Here is a 20389-nt window from a genome sequence, read left to right on the forward strand (position 1 = left end):
TGCCTTCCGTGAAAGGTAGTTGGCTGTCGGTCCGGGCTTACTGGTAGACGAAGCCCATGACGATGCCGATGAGGGCGAGAGCCTCACAGAAGGCGAAGCCCATGATCTGGTTGGTGCGGATCAGGCCGGCGGCCTCGGGCTGACGCGCGAGGGCCTGGGTGCCGTTACCGAAGATGATGCCGACGCCGACGCCGGGGCCGATCGCGGCGAGGCCGTAGCCGATGGAGGCGACGTTGCCGACGACGTTCGTCTTCGCGGAACCGTCAGCGGCGAGGTTGATCAGTTCGAGAGCAGCGGACATGCCGTTACTTCCTTCTCTTTCACGGACCGATGGGGGTTGGCCACCGGACGTCTGTTGGTTCTTGGGGGGCTGGACCCGCGCGTTGCGCCGGCCCGGTCGTGCTGGCTCAGTGGCCCTTGGCGAGTGCGCCCTGGACGTAGCTGGAGGCCAGGAGCACGAAGACGTATGCCTGGACGGCCTGGATGAACAGCTCGAAGACCGTCATCACCAGCACCATGACGAAGGAGACGGTGCCGTAGGCGATACCGATTCCGTTCATCAGGTACCAGGAGGCCAGCGTGAACATCACGATCAGCAGGTGACCGGCGAACATGTTCGCGAACAGTCGCACCGCGTGGGTGAAGGGCCGGATGACCAGGTTCGAGAAGAACTCGATGACGACGACGAGCGGCAGGACCCAGCCGAGCGACTTGTCGTAGCCGGTGATGTTCTTCCAGGCGCCGGTCCAGCCGTGCTTCTTGAAGGTCAGGCTGACCCAGAGCACGTACACGATCAGCGCGAGACCGGCCGGGAAGGCGATCAGCGACGGGACCGGGAACTGTGCCAGCGGGATGATCGACCAGACGTTCATGATCCAGACGAAGAAGAACAACGACACCATCAGCGGGACGTACTTCTCGCCGTCCTTCTTGCCGATGATCTCGTACACGATGCCGCGGCGTACGAAGTCGTACCCGGCCTCACCGATCATCTGGACCTTGCCGGGCACCAGCTTCGGCTTGTTGAAGGCCGCCCAGAAGAAGGCGACGATCACAAGCGTGCTGAGGAGCGCGAGCAGCATCGGCTTCGTGAACTCGAAGCCCGCCACCTCGAACATCGGCTTGTACAGGAAGGTGTGGAGGCCCGGAGCCGGGAACCCGCATCCGGAGAAAATGTGGCAGCTCGCATCAAAGGCAAGCGTTGTGTCAGCACTCACCGCGGGCTCCTTCAGCGTGGCGCATAGGTACGGCAACCTCGTTGTGTCGGCGCGGCAGGAAGCCGCGGGTCGGCACTGGACTGGTGGTCTTGGAAAGCTGGGCGGGGCGGTTCGGCATCGAGCCTCGCGCTGGGACAGGCGTCAGCTCGGATGCCCGCGCCCGCAGTGCCGCAGTTGGCACCGGACGATAGCAGGATCTCGAACGGCCATTTATCCCGGCCCTACCCTTCACGACGAAGACCCGGTCTTCTGGGGCTTTTCACCCTTGTCGGACGCGTCGTCGACGTAAAGAATCTTGGCCTTCATGTAGGCGCGCGCCTGGGCGGCGATCCACACGAGGGTGACGGCGAGCAGTGCGAAACCGAACGCCTTGAAGTCGAACAGCTCTGTTCCCTTGAACACTGCCAGGAAGACGAACAGCAGCAGCAGTTGGAGCACATAGAGCAGGAGCCCCATGGCCTGGAAGAGCTGCGGCAGCCGCTTCGCGGTGCGCTGGAGTGCCACCAGCCCACCCCCCATGAAGACGATCGCCAGTGCGGCGCCCACGAGTGCTCCGAGCGCTGCCTCGCCGCCGCCGACCAGCGCGCTGATCCCGACGGCGAGAACGCCGACGGCAGCGGAAGGCACAGCGGTTCGGAGGAGTGTCCGGACGTCGTTGGACGGCATGGCGGCAGCTCCGCGTTGCTTGGTGGGGGCAGTGGGTGTCGTCATGGACGAGCGTAAGCCCGGATCGAGAAGGGTCCTCGGGCCGCTGGACCGTCGCACCGCGGTCCTGCGGCTCTGTCGCCGGGTCTCGTGAACCGTATCACAAACTATTTGATGCAGTCTTTACCCAGAAAGTGTGGTTGCTGTCACACATGAGAGTGAGTCCGCCCGTGTGTGCAGTGAACGTCATCGCTTTGTCTGGTAATGGGCCCTGCTGGGGCAATCGTCAACGCGGGCACGTCAGTTGAAACGCGAACGGGGTCCCACTGCTGTCGCCCCGTTGACGCCCGCCGGGACGGGCGCGGAGTCCTCTTCGCCGCTTTCGTCCCTCGCTTCGTCCACTGCCTCGGACGCCTTCTGCCCGTCCGCGGCGGCCGCCGGGGAGGACGCCACCACCTGGGTCCGCCGTCGCCGGTAGCGGGGCGGAACGAACGCCTCCATCCAGCGCGGGGCACGCGGCGTGAAGCGCGGCAGCAGCAGCAGAAGGAGACCCAGCGCGCTCAGCGCGACGATGAGCAGCACGAACCACATGCTCTCCTTGGCCACCGAGTAGGCCACCATGCCGAACGCGATCAGCGCCGACCAGAAGTACATGATCAGCACCGCCCTGCTGTGCGAGTGCCCGATCTCCAGGAGCCGGTGGTGCAGATGCCCCCGGTCGGCGGCGAACGGCGACTTCCCCTGCCAGGTGCGCCGCACGATCGCCAGGACCAGGTCCGCGAACGGGATCGCGATGATCGTCAGCGGCAGCAGCAGGGGAATGAAGACCGGCAGCATCGCGTGGGTGGCGTTGCGCTCGCCGCCGGTGAAGAGCTTGAGCACGTCCCCATCGACCTGCCCGGTGATCGAGATCGCTCCGGCCGCGAGGACGAGACCGATGAGCATCGACCCCGAGTCGCCCATGAAGATGCGGGCCGGATGCATGTTGTGCGGCAGGAAGCCCAGGCACATGCCCATCAGGATCGCCGCGAACAGCGTCGCCGGGGCCGCTTCCTCGATCCCGTACCGGAACCACATGCGGTACGCGTACAGGAAGAACGCGGCCGTGGCGATGCAGACCATGCCGGCCGCGAGCCCGTCCAGACCGTCGACGAAGTTCACCGCGTTGATGGTGATGACGACCAGCGCGACGGTCAGCAGGTTGCCCTGCCACTGGGTCAGCGAGACCGCGCCGACGCCGGGGATCGGCAGGTACAGGACGGTGAGGCCCTGCATGACCATGACGCCGGCGGCGATGAACTGGCCGCCCAGCTTGATCAGGGCGTCGATCTCGAACTTGTCGTCGAGGACGCCGATCAGCCAGATCACGGCTGCTCCGGAGAGCAGGGCGCGCGGCTCGTTGGAGAGCTCGAAGACGCCGTTGAGGCTCGCCAGGTGGTCCGCCACCAGCAGTCCCGCGCACAGACCGCCGAACATGGCGATCCCGCCGAGCCGCGGTGTCGGCTCCCGGTGGACGTCACGGGCGCGGATCTCCGGCATCGCTCCGGCCGCGATGGCGAACTTCCGCACCGGGCCCGTCAGCAGATACGTCACCGCGGCCGTGACGCAGAGCGTCAACAGATATTCACGCACGGGCTGCCCCACAGTTGTCGCTGACCATCTCAGCCCCACACCCTAGCTTCGCCGCCGCGGGGTTGAAGACACACGGGTGCCGGTGACTGGTTCCGCGGCGCCGATTCACCCCGGGCGCGGGGCGCCGGTTCACCCCGGATAAGGGGGGAACCTCCGGGCCAGTTCCCGTACCTCCGTGGGCGCACTCCGCTCTCCCCTCAGCGCCGGCGCGAACACCGCGACGATGCGCGCCATCTCCGCCTCCCCCATGCCCTGCGTGGTCACCGCGGCCGTGCCCAGCCGCAGGCCGCGCCCTTCTCCGTACGGCAGCGCACAGGTGTCCAGCACCACTCCCGCCGCCGCCAGCAGGGCCCGCGCCTCGCGCCCGTCCATTCCCAGCGGGGCCGGGTCGACGGTGATCAGGTGGGTGTCCGTGCCGCCGGTGGTGACCGCGAAGCCCTCGGCGGCCAGACCATCGGCCAGTACGCGCGCGTTGGAGACCACCTGATGGGCGTACGCGGTGAAGGCCGGCCGCGCCGCCTCGCCGAAGGCCACCGCCTTCGCCGCGATCGTGTGCATCTGCGCGCCGCCCTGGGTGAACGGGAACACCGCCCGGTCGATCCGCTCCGCCAGCTCCTCGCCGCACAGCAGCATCCCGCCGCGCGGCCCGCGCAGCACCTTGTGCGTGGTCGCGCAGACCACGTCGGCATACGGAACGGGATTGGGCGCCGCTCCCCCGGCGACCAGCCCGATCGGATGCGCCGCGTCCGCCACCAGATACGCGCCGACGTCGTCCGCGATCGCCCGGAAGGCGGCGTAGTCGGGGTGACGCGGGTACGAGATCGAGCCGACGACGATCGCCCGCGGGCGGTGCATCCGCGCCAGGGTGTGCACCTGGTCGTAGTCGACCAGCCCGCTCTCCGCGTCGACCCCGTACCCCACCACATCGAACCAGCGGCCGGAGAAGTTCGCGGGCGAGCCGTGCGTGAGGTGCCCACCGGACCGCAGCCCCATCGCCAGGAGGGTGTCCCCCGGCTTCAGCAGGGCGGCGTACGCGGCGAGGACGGCGGCCGACCCGGAATGCGGCTGTACGTTCGCGTGCTCGGCGCCGAACAGGCCCTTCGCCCGGTCGATCGCGACCCGCTCGGCGGCGTCCACAATGTCGCACCCACCGTGGTGACGTGCGCCGGGATACCCCTCCGCGTACTTGTTGGCCAGCGGCGAACCGAGCGCGGCCAGGACGGCGGGCGAGGTGAAGTTCTCCGCGGCGATCAGCTGGAGCCCGTCCGCCTGCCGACGCGTCTCCTCGCGTACGAGGGCGGCGATCTCGGGATCCTGCCGGGCGAGCGCATCGAAGTCCGCGCCCGGGTGGACAGCGGCCGACACGGGTGCAGGTGCAGTGATGGCAGGCATCTCTGGCTCCGGGCCTCGGAGGGGACTCGACGTGTCCCCCAATGTAGGCCCGCCGTGCCAACCCTGCCCGGCGTACGTACCCGCCCGCGTACGCGCCCGCCGGGCTCAGTGCTTGGTCGGGACCCCGGTCAGCGCCGTGACCACCGGGTCCAGCGCCAAGTTGATTTCCTCGCCGATCGAGCGGAAGAACGTGATCGGAGCACCGTACGGGTCATACACCTCGTCGGCCTCCTCACTGGGTGCCAGCAGCCAGCCGCGGAGCGCCGCCGCGGCGCGGACCAGGGCGCGGGCGCGTTCGACCACGCCGTCTTCCAGCGGATCGGGAAGTGTGAGCGGGTCTATGGCCCGGACGAGGCGGTTGAACTCCTTCAGGGTGAAGGTGCGCAGGCCCGCGGAGTGGCCCATGGAGATGACCTGGGCGCGGTGGTCGCGGGTCGCGGTGAGGACGAGGTCGGCGCGGATGACGTGCTCATCGAGCAGTTCGCGGCCGGTGAAGCCGGAGGCGTCGGCGCCGAAGTCGGCGAGGACGGCGGCGGCGTTGGCCTCCATGGGGGCACCCTCGTGCCCCCAGGTGCCGGCGCTCTCCACGATCAGGCCGCCGAAGAGGGGGTCGCCGAGGCGGTCCTCCAGGGCATGGCGGGTCAGCCGCTCGGTGATCGGCGAGCGGCAGACGTTGCCGGTGCTGACGTGGAGGATACGGAAGGTGGTCCCCGATATGCCTTCTGCTGTGCCACGCCCGTAGAGGGCGGTCAACTCGCCACCTCAAGATCGGGTACGACCTTGCGGAGCTCCTCCGCGCTGAGCACTCCGGCCCGCAGGAGCACCGGCACGGGGCCGGTGACGTCGACGATGGAGGACGGCAGGTTGCCGGGGGTGGGGCCGCCGTCCAGGTAGACGGAGACGGAGTCGCCCAGCATGTCCAGGGCCGCGTCGCAGTTCTCGGGGGCCGGGTGGCCGGTGAGGTTGCCGGAGGAGACGGCCATCGGGCCGACCTCGGTGAGCAGCTCGATGGCGACGGGGTGCAGCGGCATCCGGATGGCGACGGTGCCGCGGGTGTCGCCGAGGTCCCACTGGAGGGACGGCTGGTGCTTCGCGACGAGGGTCAGGCCGCCCGGCCAGAACGCGTCGACGAGCTCCCAGGCCTGCTCGGAGAAGTCGGTGACCAGGCCGTGCAGGGTGTTCGGGGAGCCGATGAGGACGGGGGTGGGCATGTTGCGGCCCCGGCCCTTGGCGTCGAGGAGGTCGGCGACCGCCTCACCGCTGAACGCGTCCGCGCCGATCCCGTACACGGTGTCGGTGGGCAGCACGACCAGCTCGCCGCGGCGGACGGCCGAGGCGGCTTCGCGCAGACCGGTCTTGCGGTCGGTCGCGTCGTTGCAGTCGTATCGCCGTGCCATTTAACGGACCCCCTCGGGCAGGAACATCTGGTGGTACGAACGGAAGCAGTACGGGCTCACGGCATCGCCTTGCGGGCGGTGGCGAAGCGCGGCCTGTTGTTGAGGTCCGGGTGGTCGGCGGCGTCCGCCCAGCCACGCTCCTCGGTGAAGATCCACGGGACCTGGCCGCCCTGGGTGTCGGCGTGCTCGATGACGACGACGCCGCCCGGTCGCAGCAGCCGGTGCGCGGTGCGCTCGATGCCCCGGATCAGGTCGAGGCCGTCCTCGCCGGAGAACAGCGCCATCTCGGGGTCGTGGTCGCGGGCCTCCGGAGCGACGTACTCCCACTCGGTGAGCGGGATGTACGGCGGGTTGGAGATCACCAGGTCGACCTGGCCGTCCAGCTCGGGGAGCGCGGTGAGCGCGTCCCCGTGGTGCAGGACGACGCGGGACCCGGCGACGTTCTTGCGGGTCCATTTCAGGGCGCCCTCGTCCAGCTCCACGGCGTGCACGCGCGAGCGCGGCACCTCCTGGGCCAGCGCGAGCGCGATGGCGCCGGAGCCGGTGCACAGGTCGATGATCATCGGTTCGACCACGTCCATGGCGCGTACGGCGTCTATGGCCCAGCTGACCACCGACTCCGTCTCCGGCCGCGGCACGAACACACCGGGCCCGACCTGGAGTTCCAGGTAGCGGAAGAAGGCGCGCCCGGTGATGTGCTGGAGCGGTTCGCGGGCCTCGCGGCGGGCGATGGCCTCCCAGTAGCGGGCGTCGAAGTCGCTGTCGGGGACCCGGTGCAGCTCTCCCCGCTTGACACCGTGCACGAACGAGGCGAGCTCCTCCGCGTCGAAGCGCGGTGAGGGCACGCCGGCGTCGGCCAGCCGCTGGGTGGCCTGCGCCACCTCGGCGAGCAGCAGATTCATCCGGATCCTCCGGCTTGCAGGGGCTGAGCTAGGGGCTGTGGGCGGGGACTGCTACTGCGCGGCAGCGAGCTTCGCCGCGGAGTCCGCGTCGACGAGGGCCTGGATGACGGCGGCGAGGTCACCGTCGAGCACCTGGTCCAAGTTGTACGCCTTGAAGTTCACGCGGTGGTCGGAGATCCGGTTTTCCGGGAAGTTGTACGTCCGGATCTTCTCGGAGCGGTCGACCGTACGCACCTGGCTGCGACGCACGTCCGAGGCTTCGCGCTCGGCGGCCTCCTGGGCGGCGGCGAGCAGCCTGGAGCGCAGGATGCGCATGGCCTGCTCCTTGTTCTGGAGCTGGCTCTTCTCGTTCTGGCAGGAGGCGACCACACCGGTCGGAAGGTGCGTGATGCGCACCGCGGAGTCGGTGGTGTTGACGGACTGGCCGCCGGGGCCCGAGGAGCGGTACACGTCGATGCGCAGGTCGTTCATGTTGACCTCGACCTCGACCTCCTCGGCCTCGGGCGTGACGAGCACGCCTGCGGCGGAGGTGTGGATGCGGCCCTGCGACTCGGTGGAGGGCACGCGCTGCACGCGGTGCACGCCGCCCTCGTACTTGAGGCGGGCCCAGACACCCTGGCCGGGCTCGGTGGCGCCGTTGCCGCCCTTGGTCTTGATGGCGACCTGGACGTCCTTGTAGCCGCCGAGCTCGGACTCGGTGGCGTCGATGATCTCGGCCTTCCAGCCGACGCGCTCGGCGTAGCGCAGGTACATGCGCAGCAGGTCGCCGGCGAACAGGGCCGACTCGTCGCCGCCCGCGCCCGCCTTGACCTCAAGGAGGACGTCCTTGTCGTCGCTGGGGTCGCGCGGGACGAGGAGGAGCCGCAGCTCCTCGGTGATCTCGCCGCGCTGCTTCTCCAGGTCCTTGACCTCGGCCGCGAAGTCCGGGTCGTCCGCGATGAACTCGCGGGCGGTCTGGATGTCGTCACCGGTCTGCTTCCAGGACAGGTACGTCCGGATGATCGGGGTCAGCTCGGCGTAGCGCTTGTTCAGCTTGCGCGCGTTCGCCTGGTCCGCGTGGACCGACGGGTCCGCCAGCTTCTTCTCAAGATCGGCGTGCTCGCCGATCAGGTCCTCGACCGCCTCGAACATCTCGGGCTCCTGGTTTCGCTGAAGTTTAGGAAGGTGCGGTGCGTCACGACAAAGCGCCGGTCATCGCCGCCCCGGTACGGAGCGGTCGAGGACCGGCGCGATGACTCGCTACTTCGCGGCGGAGCCGGCAGCCTTGCCGAAGCGGGCCTCGAAGCGGGCCACACGGCCACCGGTGTCGAGGATCTTCTGCTTGCCCGTGTAGAACGGGTGGCACTCGGAGCAGACCTCGGCACGGATGTTGCCGTTGGTCAGGGTGCTACGGGTGGTGAACGACGCGCCACAGGTGCAGCTGACCTGGGTCTCGACGTACTCGGGGTGAACATCGCGCTTCAAGGTGACTCCTAGAGTTTCGGGAGGGCACCGGGTCGCATCCGCGGATTTGCGGGTACGTGAACCGGGGCCGACGGACCAGTCTGCCAGGGCTGGGCCGCGCTTCAAAATTCGAAGGTAATCGTCTCAACGGGGACGGCCCCCGAGGTATTCCGGACCGGGCTCAGCCGCCCTTGACTATCTTGCCGGCGTCGCCCTTGTCGCCTGCCGAGCCCTGGGTGGCGGACGCCGGAATGGGCTGCTCCGCCTTGAGCGCCCGCCAGACCTGCTGGGACTGCTGCTCCAGCGGAATGACGCGGTTCGGGTCCCGCGGGTCGTACTGGACGGGCAGCGTGACCATCTTCATGTCCTCGGCGCCGATGCCCTTGAGGCCATTGGCGAAGGAGACGAGGCTGTTCACGGAGGCCAGGTCGCTGTCGGTGGTGATGGCCTTGGTGGCCGCGTCCGCGAGGTCGTACAGCTTCTTCGGGTTGGTGAAGACGCCGACGTCCTTGACCTGGCCGATGAGGGCCTTCATGAACGCCTGCTGGAGCTGGATGCGGCCGAGGTCGCTGCCGTCGCCGACGCTCTTTCGCGTACGGACGAGGCCGAGGGACTGCTCGCCGTTCAACTGGTGGGTGCCGGGCGGGAGATCGAGGTGGCTCTTGGTGTCCTTGATCGCCTTGTTGGTGGTGACCGGGACGCCGCCGAGCTCGTCGATGAGCTTCTTGAAGCCGGTGAAGTCGACCTCGACGTAGTGGTCCATCCGGATGCCGGACATCTGCTCCACGGTCTTCACCGCGCAGGCCGGCCCGCCGACCTCGTACGCCGTGTTGAACATCTGTCGTTCGGCGGCGGGGACCGGCGTCTTGCCGTCCTTGTCGGAGACGCAGTCCGGGCGGGATATCAGGGTGTCGCGCGGGATCGAGACGATGGACGCCTTCTTGTGGCCCGGGTACACGTGCAGGACCATCGCGGTGTCGGAGCGGGCTCCGCCCTCGTCCGTGCCGTACTTGCCGTTGTCGCCGTGCCGGGAGTCGGAGCCGAGGACGAGGATGTCCTGCGAGCCGTTGTCGACCTCCTCGGGGCGGTTCGCGCCGAGGGCGCCGTTGATGTCGACGCCCTTGAGGTTGCCGTCGAGCTTGAAGTACACGTACCCGAGACCGCCACCGCCGGCCAATACCACTCCCGCGGCCACCCAGGCCAGCGTGGTGACGGCCCTGCGGCCCTTGGTGGGGCCCTTGCGGCGTTTGCCGGTGGCCCGTATTCGGCCGCTGCTCCTGCCCGTCTCGCTCATACGCTCCTCAGTCCCTCGTGGATGCCCGCGTACCCCCTGCCGTAGTGGATCAGGCACGGTTTGTCGACACTTGTCAGACGTCGAATCACCCAGAAGGGTTGCACAGCGCCCTGTGACGACCGCGGGGGAAGCGAGCCGCCGAGCATGCTCGCAGGGCTCTCTAAGAGCGCTTCTTATCTGCTCTGAACTGCGGATTCACGAGTACGGGGCGACCGCGGGACCATGATCACGGAATGTGACCGGTGTGGCGCACGTCTCGAACCGATGACGACGCGGGGGCCCCGCCACAGTGATCGTGGCGGGGCCCCCGCGTCGTGCTTGCCGGACCGGCCGGACGACTAGTCGTTGCTTCCCGACGGCGTCGTCTTGGCGATCTGCATCAGGAACTCGGCGTTCGACTTCGTCTGCTTCATCTTGTCGAGAAGCAGCTCGATGGCCTGCTGCGAGTCGAGTGCGTGCAGCACCCGGCGCAGCTTCCAGACGATCGCCAGCTCCTCCGCGTTGAGCAGGATCTCTTCCTTACGGGTGCTGGACGCGTCCACGTCCACCGCCGGGAAGATCCGCTTGTCCGAGAGCTTCCGGTCGAGCCTGAGCTCCATGTTGCCGGTGCCCTTGAACTCCTCGAAGATCACCTCGTCCATCCGCGAACCGGTCTCGACGAGCGCGGTGGCCAGGATGGTCAGCGAGCCGCCGTCCTCGATGTTGCGCGCCGCACCGAAGAAGCGCTTCGGCGGGTAGAGCGCGGTCGAGTCGACACCACCGGACAGGATGCGTCCGGACGCGGGGGCCGAGAGGTTGTACGCACGGCCCAGACGGGTGATGGAGTCCAGCAGGACGACCACGTCGTGACCCAGCTCGACGAGACGCTTGGCGCGCTCGATGGCCAGCTCGGCGACAGTGGTGTGGTCCTCGGCGGGACGGTCGAAGGTCGAGGAGATGACCTCGCCCTTCACCGACCGCTGCATGTCGGTGACCTCTTCCGGACGCTCGTCGACCAGGACGACCATCAGGTGGCACTCGGGGCTGTTGACCGTGATCGCGTTGGCGATGGCCTGCATGATCATGGTCTTGCCGGTCTTCGGCGGGGCCACGATCAGACCGCGCTGGCCCTTGCCGATCGGTGCGACGAGGTCGATGATCCGGGTCGTCAGGACACCCGGGTCGGTCTCCAGACGCAGCCGGTCCTGCGGGTACAGCGGGGTGAGCTTCTGGAACTCGGGGCGGCCGCGGCCGCTCTCCGGCGCCATGCCGTTGACGGAGTCCAGGCGCACCAGCGCGTTGAACTTCTCGCGGCGCTCGCCGTCCTTGGGCTGGCGGACCGCACCGGTGGTGTGGTCGCCCTTGCGCAGGCCGTTCTTGCGGACCTGGGCCAGCGACACGTACACGTCGTTCGGGCCCGGCAGGTAGCCGGACGTACGGATGAACGCGTAGTTGTCGAGGATGTCCAGGATGCCCGCGACGGGGATCAGGACGTCGTCGTCGTTGACCTGCGGCGGGGCGTCGCTGCCGAACTCGTCGCGGCCACGGCGGCCACGGCGGTCGCGGTAGCGGCCCCGGCGGCCGCGGCGGCCACCCTCGAAGTCGTCGTCGTCCTGGGGCCCGTTGTCACGGTCGCGGTTGTCGCGTCCCTGACTGCCCTGGCTGCCCTGGGCGTTGACGCTCTGGCCGCCCTGGCTGCCCTGGCCGCCCTGGTTGCCGCCGCCCTGGCGCTGCTGGCGGCCCTGGTCGTCGCCGCCCTTGCCACCGCGGTCGCGGTCCCGGTCCCGGTCGCGACGGCTCTGGCGGTCGCCGCGGTCCTGGCGGTCGCCGCGGCCCTGACGGTCACCGCGCTGACCGCGGTCACGACGACCCTCGGCGTTGTCGACGGCCTGGTCGGCCTTGGCGTCCGTCCTGGTGTCCGTCTGGACCTCGGCCTTGGCCTCGGTCTTGACGTCGCCCTTGGGCTCGGACTTCTGGCGGTCCGTCACCTCGCTTGCGGCGGTGGCCTGTTCGGGGCTGCCGGCTGCGGCGGTGGCGCGACGGCGGCGGCGCTCACCGACGGGCTGGTCGTCGCTGGCAGGCTGACCGGGAATGTCGATCTGCTGCTGGGCGACGGCCTTCTCGGCCTTCGGCTCGACCGGAGCCGCAGCTTCCGGAGCAGCGGCTGCCGCAGGCGCGCTCGATGAGGTGCGTGCCTTGGAAGTGGCGCGGCGCTTCGGCTTGGTCTCGGCGTCGCCCGAGTCGGCGCTCTTGGCCGGGGCGGAGCCGCCGGCCTGCGTCTCCTTGATGACCTCGATCAGCTGGCCCTTGCGCATCCGCGCAGTGCCCTTGATCCCGAGGCCGGACGCGACCTGCTGCAGCTCGGCCAGGACCATGCCGTCCAGGCCGGTGCCGGAGCGGCGGCGCCGTGGGGCACTGCCGGTGGCAGCACCTGCGTCGGACGCATTGTCGACAGTCTTGTCGGCAGTCACGCCCATCAGATCGGTGGTGTCGCTCACGAAGGGTCCTTCCCTGGAGCGGACGTCGGCCTGTCTGGCTCGGCGACCGGTTGTGCTGTGCCGGCGGCTCCCGTTGGAGAACCGTGCCGGGGCGGTGGTCCGCCGGATGTGGCGGAGAGATAAACGTGCGTGGGGTTCCGACCCGAAGTCCCCAGTTGCCCCCTCTGGGAAGAACGCGGGGTGTCGTGCCGGTTCCGGAGCGTGCTCAAAACTGCTCAGGCAGGCTGACAGGGCAGTTTGGGGAGGCTCCCGGAAGAAGATGGTCCCGAAGGGGACACGATGCACCGCGCCGCAAGGGCGTCGGATGCAGACTTGAGATTAACACTACCGGCTCCAACAAACATTCCCCCTCTCGTCCACCGGCAATCACTGGCGGTCGGGCCGCGGCCTATCCGGTCGCGTCCTGCGGCGCAAGCGGAAGCACGCACGCACCTGCGGCGTCCAGGGAGAGCCTGCCCGCGGCCCACCCGTCGCCCGCCATCCGTACGACCTTGTCGGCCGTACCGTCCTCGGCCAGTGCGAGGACCGTGGGGCCCGCACCGGAGATGACCGCGGGGACGCCGTCCGCGCGCAGCCGGTTGACGAGTGCGACGCTCTCGGGCATCGCGGGAGTGCGGTAGTCCTGGTGCAGCCGGTCCTCGGTGGCGGCCAGCAGGTGCTCGGGGCGCCTGGTCAGGGCCTCGACGAGCAGTGCGGCGCGACCCGCGTTCACGGCTGCGTCCACATGGGGGACCGTACGGGGAAGCAGGCCGCGGGCGGCCTCGGTGAGGACCGGGACGGAGGGGACGAAGACCACGGGGACGACCGTGTCCGCGGGGTCCATCCGGATGGCGCGGGCGGCGCCGGAGTCCATCCAGGCGAGCGTGAAGCCGCCGAGGAGGCAGGCGGCGACGTTGTCGGGGTGGCCCTCGATCTCGGTGGCGAGTTCGAGCAGGGCCTCGTCGTCCAGCTTGGCGTCGCCGCCTATGGTCACCGCGCGGGCGGCCATGATGCCGGCGCAGATCGCGGCGGACGAGGAGCCGAGGCCGCGGCCGTGCGGGATGCGGTTGGCGCAGACGATCTCCAGGCCGCGCGGCTGTCCGCCGAGGACGTCGAAGGCGGTGCGCAGGGATCGTACGAGCAGGTGACTCTCGTCGCGGGGCAGCGTGTCGGCGCCCTCGCCCGCGATGTCGATGTGCAGGCCGGAGTCGGCCACCCGGACGACCACGTCGTCGTACAGCCCCAGCGACAGGCCGAAGGCATCGAAGCCCGGACCCAGGTTGGCGCTGGTTGCGGGGACACGCACGCGCACGGCGGCGGCTCGGAACGCGGGACCGGCCATCGCTCGACGACTCCTTGTGTGACGGGTGGTGGGTGGGAACTTCACAAGCTGCGGCACCCGGGGCCTGACGGCAACAACACCGCGGCATATGCGGCGCGGCTGGTTCGGTACAGCCTATCGAAGGAAGGTTCTGTGAGGACATAGGGCGCACAAGAGGCGCACGAAGCGTGTCGCTCACCCGCCTGTGCCCCTTCAGGGGCGCGGGGAACCGCGCGGCAGGCCACAACGGGCCCGCACGCGAAAAACTCCCGCGCCCCGCAAGCCCTAGGCGAGCCCGAGCTTTTCGGCGGCCGCTGCGGCGTCGACCGGGACCGTGACCGGCTGCGGGGCGCCCGCGACCGCCCAGTCCGGGTCCTTGAGGCCGTTGCCGGTGACCGTGCAGACGATGCGCTGGCCCTTGTCGACCTTGCCCTCTTCGGCGGCCTTCAGCAGACCGGCGACCGACGCGGCCGAGGCGGGCTCCACGAAGACGCCCTCCTGGGCCGCCAACAGGCGGTAGGCCGCCAGGATTTGACGGTCCGTCACCTCGTCGATGTGACCGCCAGACTCGTCGCGCGCGGCGAGCGCGAAGTCCCAGGACGCCGGGTTGCCGATCCGGATCGCGGTGGCGACCGTGGAGGGGTCCTTGACGATCTCGCCGCGGACGATCGGCGCGGAGCCGGAGGCCTGGTAGCCCCACATGCGCGGCGTGTGCGTGGCCAGGCCGTCGGCCGCGTACTCCTTGTATCCCTTCCAGTACGCGGTGATGTTGCCCGCGTTGCCGACCGGGAGGACGTGGAGGTCGGGGGCGTCGCCGAGTGCGTCGACGATCTCGAAGGCGGCGGTCTTCTGGCCCTCGATGCGTACCGGGTTGACCGAATTGACCAGCGCCACCGGGTAGTTGTCCGAGAGCGAGCGGGCCAGGGTGAGGCAGTCGTCGAAGTTGCCGTCGACCTGGAGGATCTTGGCGCCGTGCACGAGCGCCTGGCCCATCTTGCCGAGCGCGATCTTGCCCTGCGGGACGAGGACGGCGCAGACCATGCCGGCCCGTACCGCGTACGCGGCGGCGGAGGCCGACGTATTGCCGGTGGAGGCGCAGATGACGGCCTTCGCGCCCTCCTCCTTGGCCCGCGTGATCGCCATGGTCATGCCTCGGTCCTTGAAGGACCCGGTCGGGTTGGCGCCCTCGACCTTGAGGTACACCTCGCAGCCCGTGCGCTCGGAGAGGACCTGCGCGCGGACGAGCGGCGTGCCGCCCTCGCCGAGCGAGACGACCGGCGTCGTGGCCGTCACCGGAAGCCGGTCCCGGTACTCCTCGATGATGCCGCGCCACTGGTGGGTGCCCTTGATGGTCATGGGTCCTTACTCCCCTTCAACACGCATGATGCTGGCGACACCTCTGACGGTGTCGAGCTTGCGCAGCGCTTCGACGGTCCCGGAGAGGGCGGCGTCGGGCGCGCGGTGGGTGACGACGACGAGGGATGCCTCGCCGTCCTTCCCCGACTGGCGGACGGTGTCGATCGACACGTCGTGTTCGGCGAAGACCGTGGCGACCTGGGCGAGTACGCCCGGCTTGTCGGCCACGTCGAGGCTGATGTGGTACCGCGTGACGACCTCGCCCATCGGGCTGACCGGCAGTCGGGTGTACGCGGACTCGCCGGGTCCTGTGGTCTCGCTCAGCTTGTTGCGGCAGACCGCCACGAGGTCGCCGAGAACGGCGGACGCGGTGGGCGCGCCGCCCGCGCCCGGCCCGTAGAACATCAGCTGACCGGCGGCTTCCGCTTCCACGAAGACCGCGTTGTACGCCTCGCGGACGGAGGCCAGCGGGTGGGTCAGCGGGATCATCGCGGGGTGTACGCGGGCGGTGACGGACTTGCCGTCGGCGGCGCGCTCGCAGATGGCGAGCAGCTTCACCGTGCAGCCCATCCGCTTCGCGGAGGCGATGTCCGATGCGGAGACCTCGGTCAGCCCCTCGCGGTGCACATCACCGATCTTCACCCTGGTGTGGAAGGCGATTCCGGCGAGGATGGCGGCCTTGGCGGCGGCGTCGAAGCCCTCGACGTCGGCGGTCGGGTCGGCCTCGGCGTACCCGAGGGCGGTGGCCTCGTCGAGCGCCTCGGAGTAACCGGCTCCGGACGTGTCCATCTTGTCGAGGATGAAGTTCGTCGTGCCGTTGACGATGCCGAGCACCCGGTTGACCTTGTCGCCGGCGAGGGACTCGCGCAGCGGCCGTACGAGCGGAATCGCGCCCGCGACGGCCGCCTCGTAGTAGAGGTCCCGGCCGTGCTTCTCGGCGGCGGCGTGCAGCGCCGCACCGTCCTCGGCGAGGAGCGCCTTGTTCGCGGAGACGACGGACGCGCCGTGCTCGAAAGCGGTGGTGATCAAGGTGCGGGCGGGCTCGATGCCGCCGATGACCTCGATGACGACGTCGATGTCGCCCCGTTTGACCAGGGCGGTCGCGTCGGTGGTGATGAGTGCGGGGTCGATGCCCGCACGCACCTTCGAGGGCTGGCGGACGGCCACACCGACGAGCTCGACGGGGGCGCCGATGCGCGCCGTGAGGTCGTCGGCGTGCGTCGTCATGATGCGCGCCACCTCTGAGCCGACCACACCACAGCCCAGCAGCGCCACCTTCAGCGGACGCGTACGCATCATCCGACCTCACTCCTCATACTTCTTACGGTTTGACCAGTCTCACCCACCGGACGGGAGTTTCTATCCCCCGTCCAGTGGTTGAGACAAGGATTCCACTAGCCGACATCGAGCCGCAGGAGATCTTCCTCGGTCTCGCGCCGGACGATCACCCGCGCCGCGCCGTCCGTGACGGCGACGACGGGCGGGCGCAGTGCGTGGTTGTAGTTGCTCGCCATGGAGCGGCAGTACGCCCCGGTGGCGGGCACGGCGAGCAGGTCGCCGGGGGCGGTGTCCGCGGGCAGGAAGGCGTCCCGCACGACGATGTCGCCGCTCTCGCAGTGCTTGCCGACGACTCGTACCAGCATGGGCTCGGCGTCGGAGCGGCGCGAGACGAGCGCGACGCTGTACTCGGCGTCGTAGAGCGCGGTACGGATGTTGTCGGACATGCCGCCGTCGACGCTGACGTACGTACGCAGCCCCTCCAGCGGCTTGACCGTCCCCACCTCGTACAGCGTGAAGGCGGTCGGGCCGACGATGGCGCGTCCCGGCTCGACGGAGATGCGGGGCGTCCTCAGGTTCGCCGACTCGCATTCACGGGTGACGATCTCGGTGAGCGCCTTGGCGATGTCGTGCGGCTCGCTGGGGTCGTCCTCGGAGGTGTACGCGATGCCGAGCCCGCCGCCGAGGTCGATCTCGGGCAGCTCCACGCCGTGCTCGTCGCGCACCTCGGCGAGCAGCTGCACGACGCGCCGTGCGGAGACCTCGAAACCGGCCATGTCGAAGATCTGCGAGCCGATGTGGGAGTGGATCCCGATGAGTTCGAGGCCGTCCAGCCTGAGCGCACGCCGCACGGCTTCGGCGGCCTGTCCCCCGGCCAGCGCAATGCCGAACTTCTGGTCCTCGTGGGCGGTGGCGATGAACTCGTGGGTGTGCGCCTCGACGCCGACCGTCACCCGGATCTGCACCCGCTGGCGCTTGCCGAGACCCTGCGCGATGTGCGCGACGCGGACGATCTCCTGGAAGGAGTCGAGCACGATCCGCCCGACCCCGGCCTCGACGGCCCGGGTGATCTCGTCCACGGTCTTGTTGTTGCCGTGGAAGGCGATGCGCTCGGCGGGCATTCCGGCGTCGAGGGCGGTGGTCAGCTCCCCGCCGGAGCAGACGTCCAGATTCAGTCCCTCTTCCTTCAGCCAGCGCACGATCGCGCGCGAGAGGAAGGCCTTCCCCGCGTAGAAGACGTCCGCGTCCCTGCCGAACGCACCGGCCCAGGCCCTGCACCGGGCGCGGAAGTCCGCCTCGTCGAGGAAGTAGGCGGGAGTTCCGAACTCCTCGGCCAGGCGCGTGACTTCGAGCCCGCCGACGGTGACGACACCGTCCGCGTTGCGTGCGACGGTCCGCGCCCAGACCTTCTCGTCGAGGGCGTTGAGGTCGTCGGCCGGGGCGGTGTAGTGCCCCTCGGGGTAGACATCGGCGTGGCGGGGCCCGGCGGGGTGGGCGGAACGGCTCATGCTTCTTCTCTCACTTCTTCACGCACGTACTTCTTCACGCACGTCACAGGTGGTCCGGTGCACTGATGCCGAGCTGGGACAGGCCGCCGGCCAGCACCGTCCCGGCGGCTTCGGCGACTGCCAGCCGGGAGCGGTGGGCGGCCGAGGGTTTCTCGTCGCCGAGCGGCAGCACGTTGGCTGTGTCGTGGAAGCGGAGGAAGGCGTCGGCGACGGCGACGAGGTGCCGGGCGAGGCGTTCGGGCGCACCCAGCCGGACGGCGGCGTCCAGCTCTACGGGGTAACCGCCGAGGAGGGCAAACAGTTCCGGGGCGTCGGTGACTGTCTTGTACGGGGGCTCGGGTGCGGCCTCGTACGGGACGTCGGGTGCGGCCGCGCGCGGGGCCTCGGGTGCGGCCTCGTACGGGGCGTCGTGTGCGGCCGCGCGCGGGGCGTCGTGCCGGGCGTCGGGTGCGGCCTCGTATGCGGAGGAGAAGCCGAGGTCGGCGGCGTTGCGGTGGAGTGCGCGGGTCCGGGAGTGCGCGTACCGCACCCGGAAGAGAGGGTTCCGCTCGTGCTGGGCGAGCAGCTCGGTGTCGGGCGCCGGCAGCAGGAGCGCCCAGACGGCGGCGTCGCGGCCGAGCCGGGCGAGGGCGTCGGGGGCGGGCACGGGGACGGCGAGCGCGTCGCTCCGTACGACACCGCGGTCGAGCAGCTCCCGTACGACCTCCTCCCCCGTACTCACATCGAGCGTGAAGTTCAGGAAGCCGGGTCCGGTGACCTCGACGGCGGCGAGCCCGGGGGTGCCGGCCAGACGCTCCCGGAGGATCTCGGCGACCTCGCGCGGAGACTTGCGCGCGGCGCGGGCGAGCCGCAGCGCCACATTGCTGGCGTAGTCGCCGGTCCCGCCGGGGCGGGTGCGCTCGACGGCGGCCCGCTCGGGCACCGGAGCGGGCAGGACTTCCTCCTCGACGGCACGGCGCACGGCGCGCAGCACGGTACGGGAGAGCTCTGCGGGGGTCACGGGACAAGCCTAGGCGAGGTGGGGGTACCTCCCGCGAACGGGTTTCAGCATCTGGGCGGGGCGGGCCGCCGCGGCGTGTCAGGGCGCCCGGTGCGTCAGGGGTCCTGCGGCGTCGGGGGCCGGGCATGTCACGGGGTCGGGGGCACCCCGCGCGCGGGCCGTCCGTACCCGGCGGCATACCTGCCGTCGGCGGACGGCGGTTCCTCCTGATCCGCCAGCCGCCGTACGAGCCGGACCAGTTCGGCGGGCTCGAAGGGCTTGGAGAGGAAGGCGTCCACCCCTGCGGCCAGACCGCTCTCGACCTCGTACTGCGTACAAGCACTGACGATGGCCACCGGAAGGTGACGGGTGCGGGGGTCGCTGCGGAGGCGGGCGGCGGTGCTGAGCCCGTCGAGCCGGGGCATCACCACGTCCAGCGTGATCACATCCGGACAGACCTGGTGCACGATCTCCAGGCATTCGGCACCGTCGGAGGCGGTCACGACCTCGAAGCCCTCCAGTTCGAGATTGACCTTGATCAGCTGCCGGATGACCTTGTTGTCGTCGACGACAAGGACCCGGCCGAACACGCCCGGCACTCTTCGAGAGTAGGCCGGACTCCCGCACCGCGTAGGGGTTTTACCCACTTCCGCCCCGTGCGGGGGAAGTGCTTGCGGGAGGCTGACGTGCGGGGCACGCAGATATCTGTTCACAGGCACCGGCCACGAGCTGGTAAGGTTCACCACGTCGCCGACACACCGTGCGACACGCCCCCGTAGCTCAGGGGATAGAGCATCGGCCTCCGGAGCCGGGTGCGCAGGTTCGAATCCTGCCGGGGGCACTTGGAAGAGAGCAATTCTGACAAGTGTCAAGGATCGGGTGTCCGTACTTCGGTACGGACACCCGATTTTTTTGTGCCGTGTGCCGTGGTGCCGTGGTGCCGTGTGTCGCGTGCCGGCCGTGTGCCGTGGTGCCGTGTGGGTGCGGTGGGGACGGTGCGAGGTGCGGTTTACCGCAGTGAGGTCTGCGGAGGACCGCATTCTGCTTGAGGGCTGCGATCCCTAGCCTTTTTGGCATGAGATCACTTCGCAGTACGGCAGTTGGGGTCGCGGCGCTCCTCGCGCTGTCGGCCGGGCCCGTGGCAGGGGCGGTGGTTGAGGAGGACCACGTCCGTGGCGATCCGGTGTCCGTGACGCCGCTCGGTGAGCGGGACCGCCCACGCGTCGTCGAGCAGGCGCAGAGGGCGGGTTACCCCACCGACACCGCCCGGTTCGGCGTCGCCGCGTACCGGCTCACCTATCGCACGGTCACTCCGGACGGGAGGCCGACCACCGCGTCCGGTCTCCTCGCCCTGCCGCACGGCGGCGCGCACCGGCTGCCCGCCGTCCTTCACGGACACGGCACCCTGGCCTACCGGGGCTACGCGCCCTCCGTCGCGGAGGGCCCGGACCGTACGGTCTCCCTTCTCTACGCCCCGGCGGGTCCGGAGACAGCACGCTCCTTCCCGGCCACCTGAGGAAGTGGAACGCCCCAGTCCGGCCAGCGTGATCATTCCCTGACCCGGCAGTC

The 20389-nt window shown here is 69.7% G+C and carries 19 protein-coding genes and 1 tRNA gene; 2 read left to right on the forward strand and 18 right to left on the reverse strand.

All coding sequences use genetic code 11. The annotated features are described in order from the left end of the window. Positions 1-37: 37 nt before the first annotated feature. The 18 genes from atpE to AB0D18_RS22990 all read right to left on the reverse strand — a co-directional run bounded on the left by atpE (position 38) and on the right by AB0D18_RS22990 (position 19467). Positions 38-301 (reverse strand): ATP synthase F0 subunit C, encoded by a 264-nt coding sequence (atpE, locus tag AB0D18_RS22905; protein WP_362421440.1) that lies wholly within the window; start codon positions 299-301, stop codon positions 38-40. Between the two features lie 106 nt (positions 302-407). Then, positions 408-1217, reverse strand: a complete 810-nt coding sequence (atpB, locus tag AB0D18_RS22910) for a F0F1 ATP synthase subunit A (RefSeq protein ID WP_362421443.1) — start codon at positions 1215-1217, stop codon at positions 408-410. Between the two features lie 228 nt (positions 1218-1445). Beyond that, positions 1446-1883 carry a hypothetical protein gene (locus AB0D18_RS22915; RefSeq protein ID WP_362421629.1) on the reverse strand — a complete coding sequence of 146 codons (438 nt, stop codon included), beginning with the start codon at positions 1881-1883 and terminating at the stop codon, positions 1446-1448. A gap of 279 nt (positions 1884-2162) precedes the next feature. Beyond that, positions 2163-3494 carry an MraY family glycosyltransferase gene (locus AB0D18_RS22920; protein ID WP_362421446.1) on the reverse strand — a complete coding sequence of 444 codons (1332 nt, stop codon included), beginning with the start codon at positions 3492-3494 and terminating at the stop codon, positions 2163-2165. A gap of 129 nt (positions 3495-3623) precedes the next feature. Next, complete coding sequence (gene glyA / locus AB0D18_RS22925) at positions 3624-4886, reverse strand: serine hydroxymethyltransferase (RefSeq protein ID WP_362421449.1); 1263 nt, start codon at positions 4884-4886, stop codon at positions 3624-3626. Positions 4887-4991: 105 nt separating this feature from the next. Continuing rightward, positions 4992-5639 (reverse strand): protein-tyrosine-phosphatase, encoded by a 648-nt coding sequence (locus tag AB0D18_RS22930; RefSeq protein ID WP_362421452.1) that lies wholly within the window; start codon positions 5637-5639, stop codon positions 4992-4994. Continuing rightward, on the reverse strand, positions 5636-6283 hold the full coding sequence (locus tag AB0D18_RS22935) for an L-threonylcarbamoyladenylate synthase (RefSeq protein WP_362421454.1): 648 nt from the start codon (positions 6281-6283) through the stop codon (positions 5636-5638). The genes AB0D18_RS22930 and AB0D18_RS22935 overlap by 4 nt, the downstream gene beginning before the upstream one ends. A gap of 56 nt (positions 6284-6339) precedes the next feature. Next, positions 6340-7185 (reverse strand): peptide chain release factor N(5)-glutamine methyltransferase, encoded by an 846-nt coding sequence (gene prmC / locus AB0D18_RS22940; RefSeq protein WP_362421457.1) that lies wholly within the window; start codon positions 7183-7185, stop codon positions 6340-6342. A gap of 51 nt (positions 7186-7236) precedes the next feature. Next, entirely contained in the window at positions 7237-8316 is a 1080-nt protein-coding gene (prfA, locus tag AB0D18_RS22945; RefSeq protein ID WP_362421460.1) for a peptide chain release factor 1, read from the reverse strand. A 108-nt stretch (positions 8317-8424) separates the two neighbouring features. Further along, complete coding sequence (rpmE, locus tag AB0D18_RS22950; RefSeq protein ID WP_362421463.1) at positions 8425-8649, reverse strand: 50S ribosomal protein L31; 225 nt, start codon at positions 8647-8649, stop codon at positions 8425-8427. Between the two features lie 160 nt (positions 8650-8809). Further along, entirely contained in the window at positions 8810-9922 is a 1113-nt protein-coding gene (locus tag AB0D18_RS22955; protein ID WP_362421465.1) for an LCP family protein, read from the reverse strand. A gap of 338 nt (positions 9923-10260) precedes the next feature. After that, positions 10261-12399 (reverse strand): transcription termination factor Rho, encoded by a 2139-nt coding sequence (gene rho, locus AB0D18_RS22960; protein ID WP_362421468.1) that lies wholly within the window; start codon positions 12397-12399, stop codon positions 10261-10263. Positions 12400-12787: 388 nt separating this feature from the next. Further along, complete coding sequence (gene thrB / locus AB0D18_RS22965; RefSeq protein WP_362421470.1) at positions 12788-13720, reverse strand: homoserine kinase; 933 nt, start codon at positions 13718-13720, stop codon at positions 12788-12790. Between the two features lie 264 nt (positions 13721-13984). Continuing rightward, positions 13985-15055: a threonine synthase gene (gene thrC / locus AB0D18_RS22970; RefSeq protein ID WP_362421473.1), complete on the reverse strand. Its 1071-nt coding sequence runs from the start codon at positions 15053-15055 to the stop codon at positions 13985-13987. 6 nt (positions 15056-15061) lie between these two features. Next, positions 15062-16351, reverse strand: coding sequence for a homoserine dehydrogenase (locus AB0D18_RS22975; protein ID WP_362421632.1), 1290 nt, complete (start codon positions 16349-16351; stop codon positions 15062-15064). Between the two features lie 98 nt (positions 16352-16449). Beyond that, on the reverse strand, positions 16450-17841 hold the full coding sequence (gene lysA / locus AB0D18_RS22980) for a diaminopimelate decarboxylase (protein ID WP_362421475.1): 1392 nt from the start codon (positions 17839-17841) through the stop codon (positions 16450-16452). A 43-nt stretch (positions 17842-17884) separates the two neighbouring features. Continuing rightward, entirely contained in the window at positions 17885-18841 is a 957-nt protein-coding gene (gene nrtL / locus AB0D18_RS22985) for an ArgS-related anticodon-binding protein NrtL (RefSeq protein ID WP_362421478.1), read from the reverse strand. 128 nt (positions 18842-18969) lie between these two features. Continuing rightward, a complete protein-coding gene (locus AB0D18_RS22990) occupies positions 18970-19467 on the reverse strand; it encodes a response regulator (RefSeq protein WP_362421481.1) in 498 nt (165 codons plus the stop codon). A gap of 122 nt (positions 19468-19589) precedes the next feature. Here AB0D18_RS22990 and AB0D18_RS22995 point away from each other — a divergent pair. Next, positions 19590-19661 (forward strand) — tRNA-Arg (locus tag AB0D18_RS22995). 234 nt (positions 19662-19895) lie between these two features. Continuing rightward, positions 19896-20336 (forward strand): hypothetical protein, encoded by a 441-nt coding sequence (locus tag AB0D18_RS23000; RefSeq protein WP_362421484.1) that lies wholly within the window; start codon positions 19896-19898, stop codon positions 20334-20336. Positions 20337-20389 lie beyond the last annotated feature (53 nt).

It is taken from the genome of Streptomyces sp. NPDC048442, from assembly GCF_040651475.1.
Lineage (GTDB): Bacteria > Actinomycetota > Actinomycetes > Streptomycetales > Streptomycetaceae > Streptomyces.

What these genes read in the sequence shown, in the direction of transcription:
- atpE (WP_362421440.1), bottom strand. Translation starts at nt 301, where the DNA reads ATGTCCGCTGCTCTCGAACTGATCAACCTCGCCGCTGACGGTTCCGCG.
- AB0D18_RS22915 (WP_362421629.1), bottom strand. Translation starts at nt 1,883, where the DNA reads ATGCCGTCCAACGACGTCCGGACACTCCTCCGAACCGCTGTGCCTTCC.
- glyA (WP_362421449.1), bottom strand. Translation starts at nt 4,886, where the DNA reads ATGCCTGCCATCACTGCACCTGCACCCGTGTCGGCCGCTGTCCACCCG.
- AB0D18_RS22935 (WP_362421454.1), bottom strand. Translation starts at nt 6,283, where the DNA reads ATGGCACGGCGATACGACTGCAACGACGCGACCGACCGCAAGACCGGT.
- prmC (WP_362421457.1), bottom strand. Translation starts at nt 7,185, where the DNA reads ATGAATCTGCTGCTCGCCGAGGTGGCGCAGGCCACCCAGCGGCTGGCC.
- prfA (WP_362421460.1), bottom strand. Translation starts at nt 8,316, where the DNA reads ATGTTCGAGGCGGTCGAGGACCTGATCGGCGAGCACGCCGATCTTGAG.
- AB0D18_RS22955 (WP_362421465.1), bottom strand. Translation starts at nt 9,922, where the DNA reads ATGAGCGAGACGGGCAGGAGCAGCGGCCGAATACGGGCCACCGGCAAA.
- thrB (WP_362421470.1), bottom strand. Translation starts at nt 13,720, where the DNA reads ATGGCCGGTCCCGCGTTCCGAGCCGCCGCCGTGCGCGTGCGTGTCCCC.
- thrC (WP_362421473.1), bottom strand. Translation starts at nt 15,055, where the DNA reads ATGACCATCAAGGGCACCCACCAGTGGCGCGGCATCATCGAGGAGTAC.
- AB0D18_RS22975 (WP_362421632.1), bottom strand. Translation starts at nt 16,351, where the DNA reads ATGCGTACGCGTCCGCTGAAGGTGGCGCTGCTGGGCTGTGGTGTGGTC.
- lysA (WP_362421475.1), bottom strand. Translation starts at nt 17,841, where the DNA reads ATGAGCCGTTCCGCCCACCCCGCCGGGCCCCGCCACGCCGATGTCTAC.
- AB0D18_RS23000 (WP_362421484.1), top strand. Translation starts at nt 19,896, where the DNA reads ATGAGATCACTTCGCAGTACGGCAGTTGGGGTCGCGGCGCTCCTCGCG.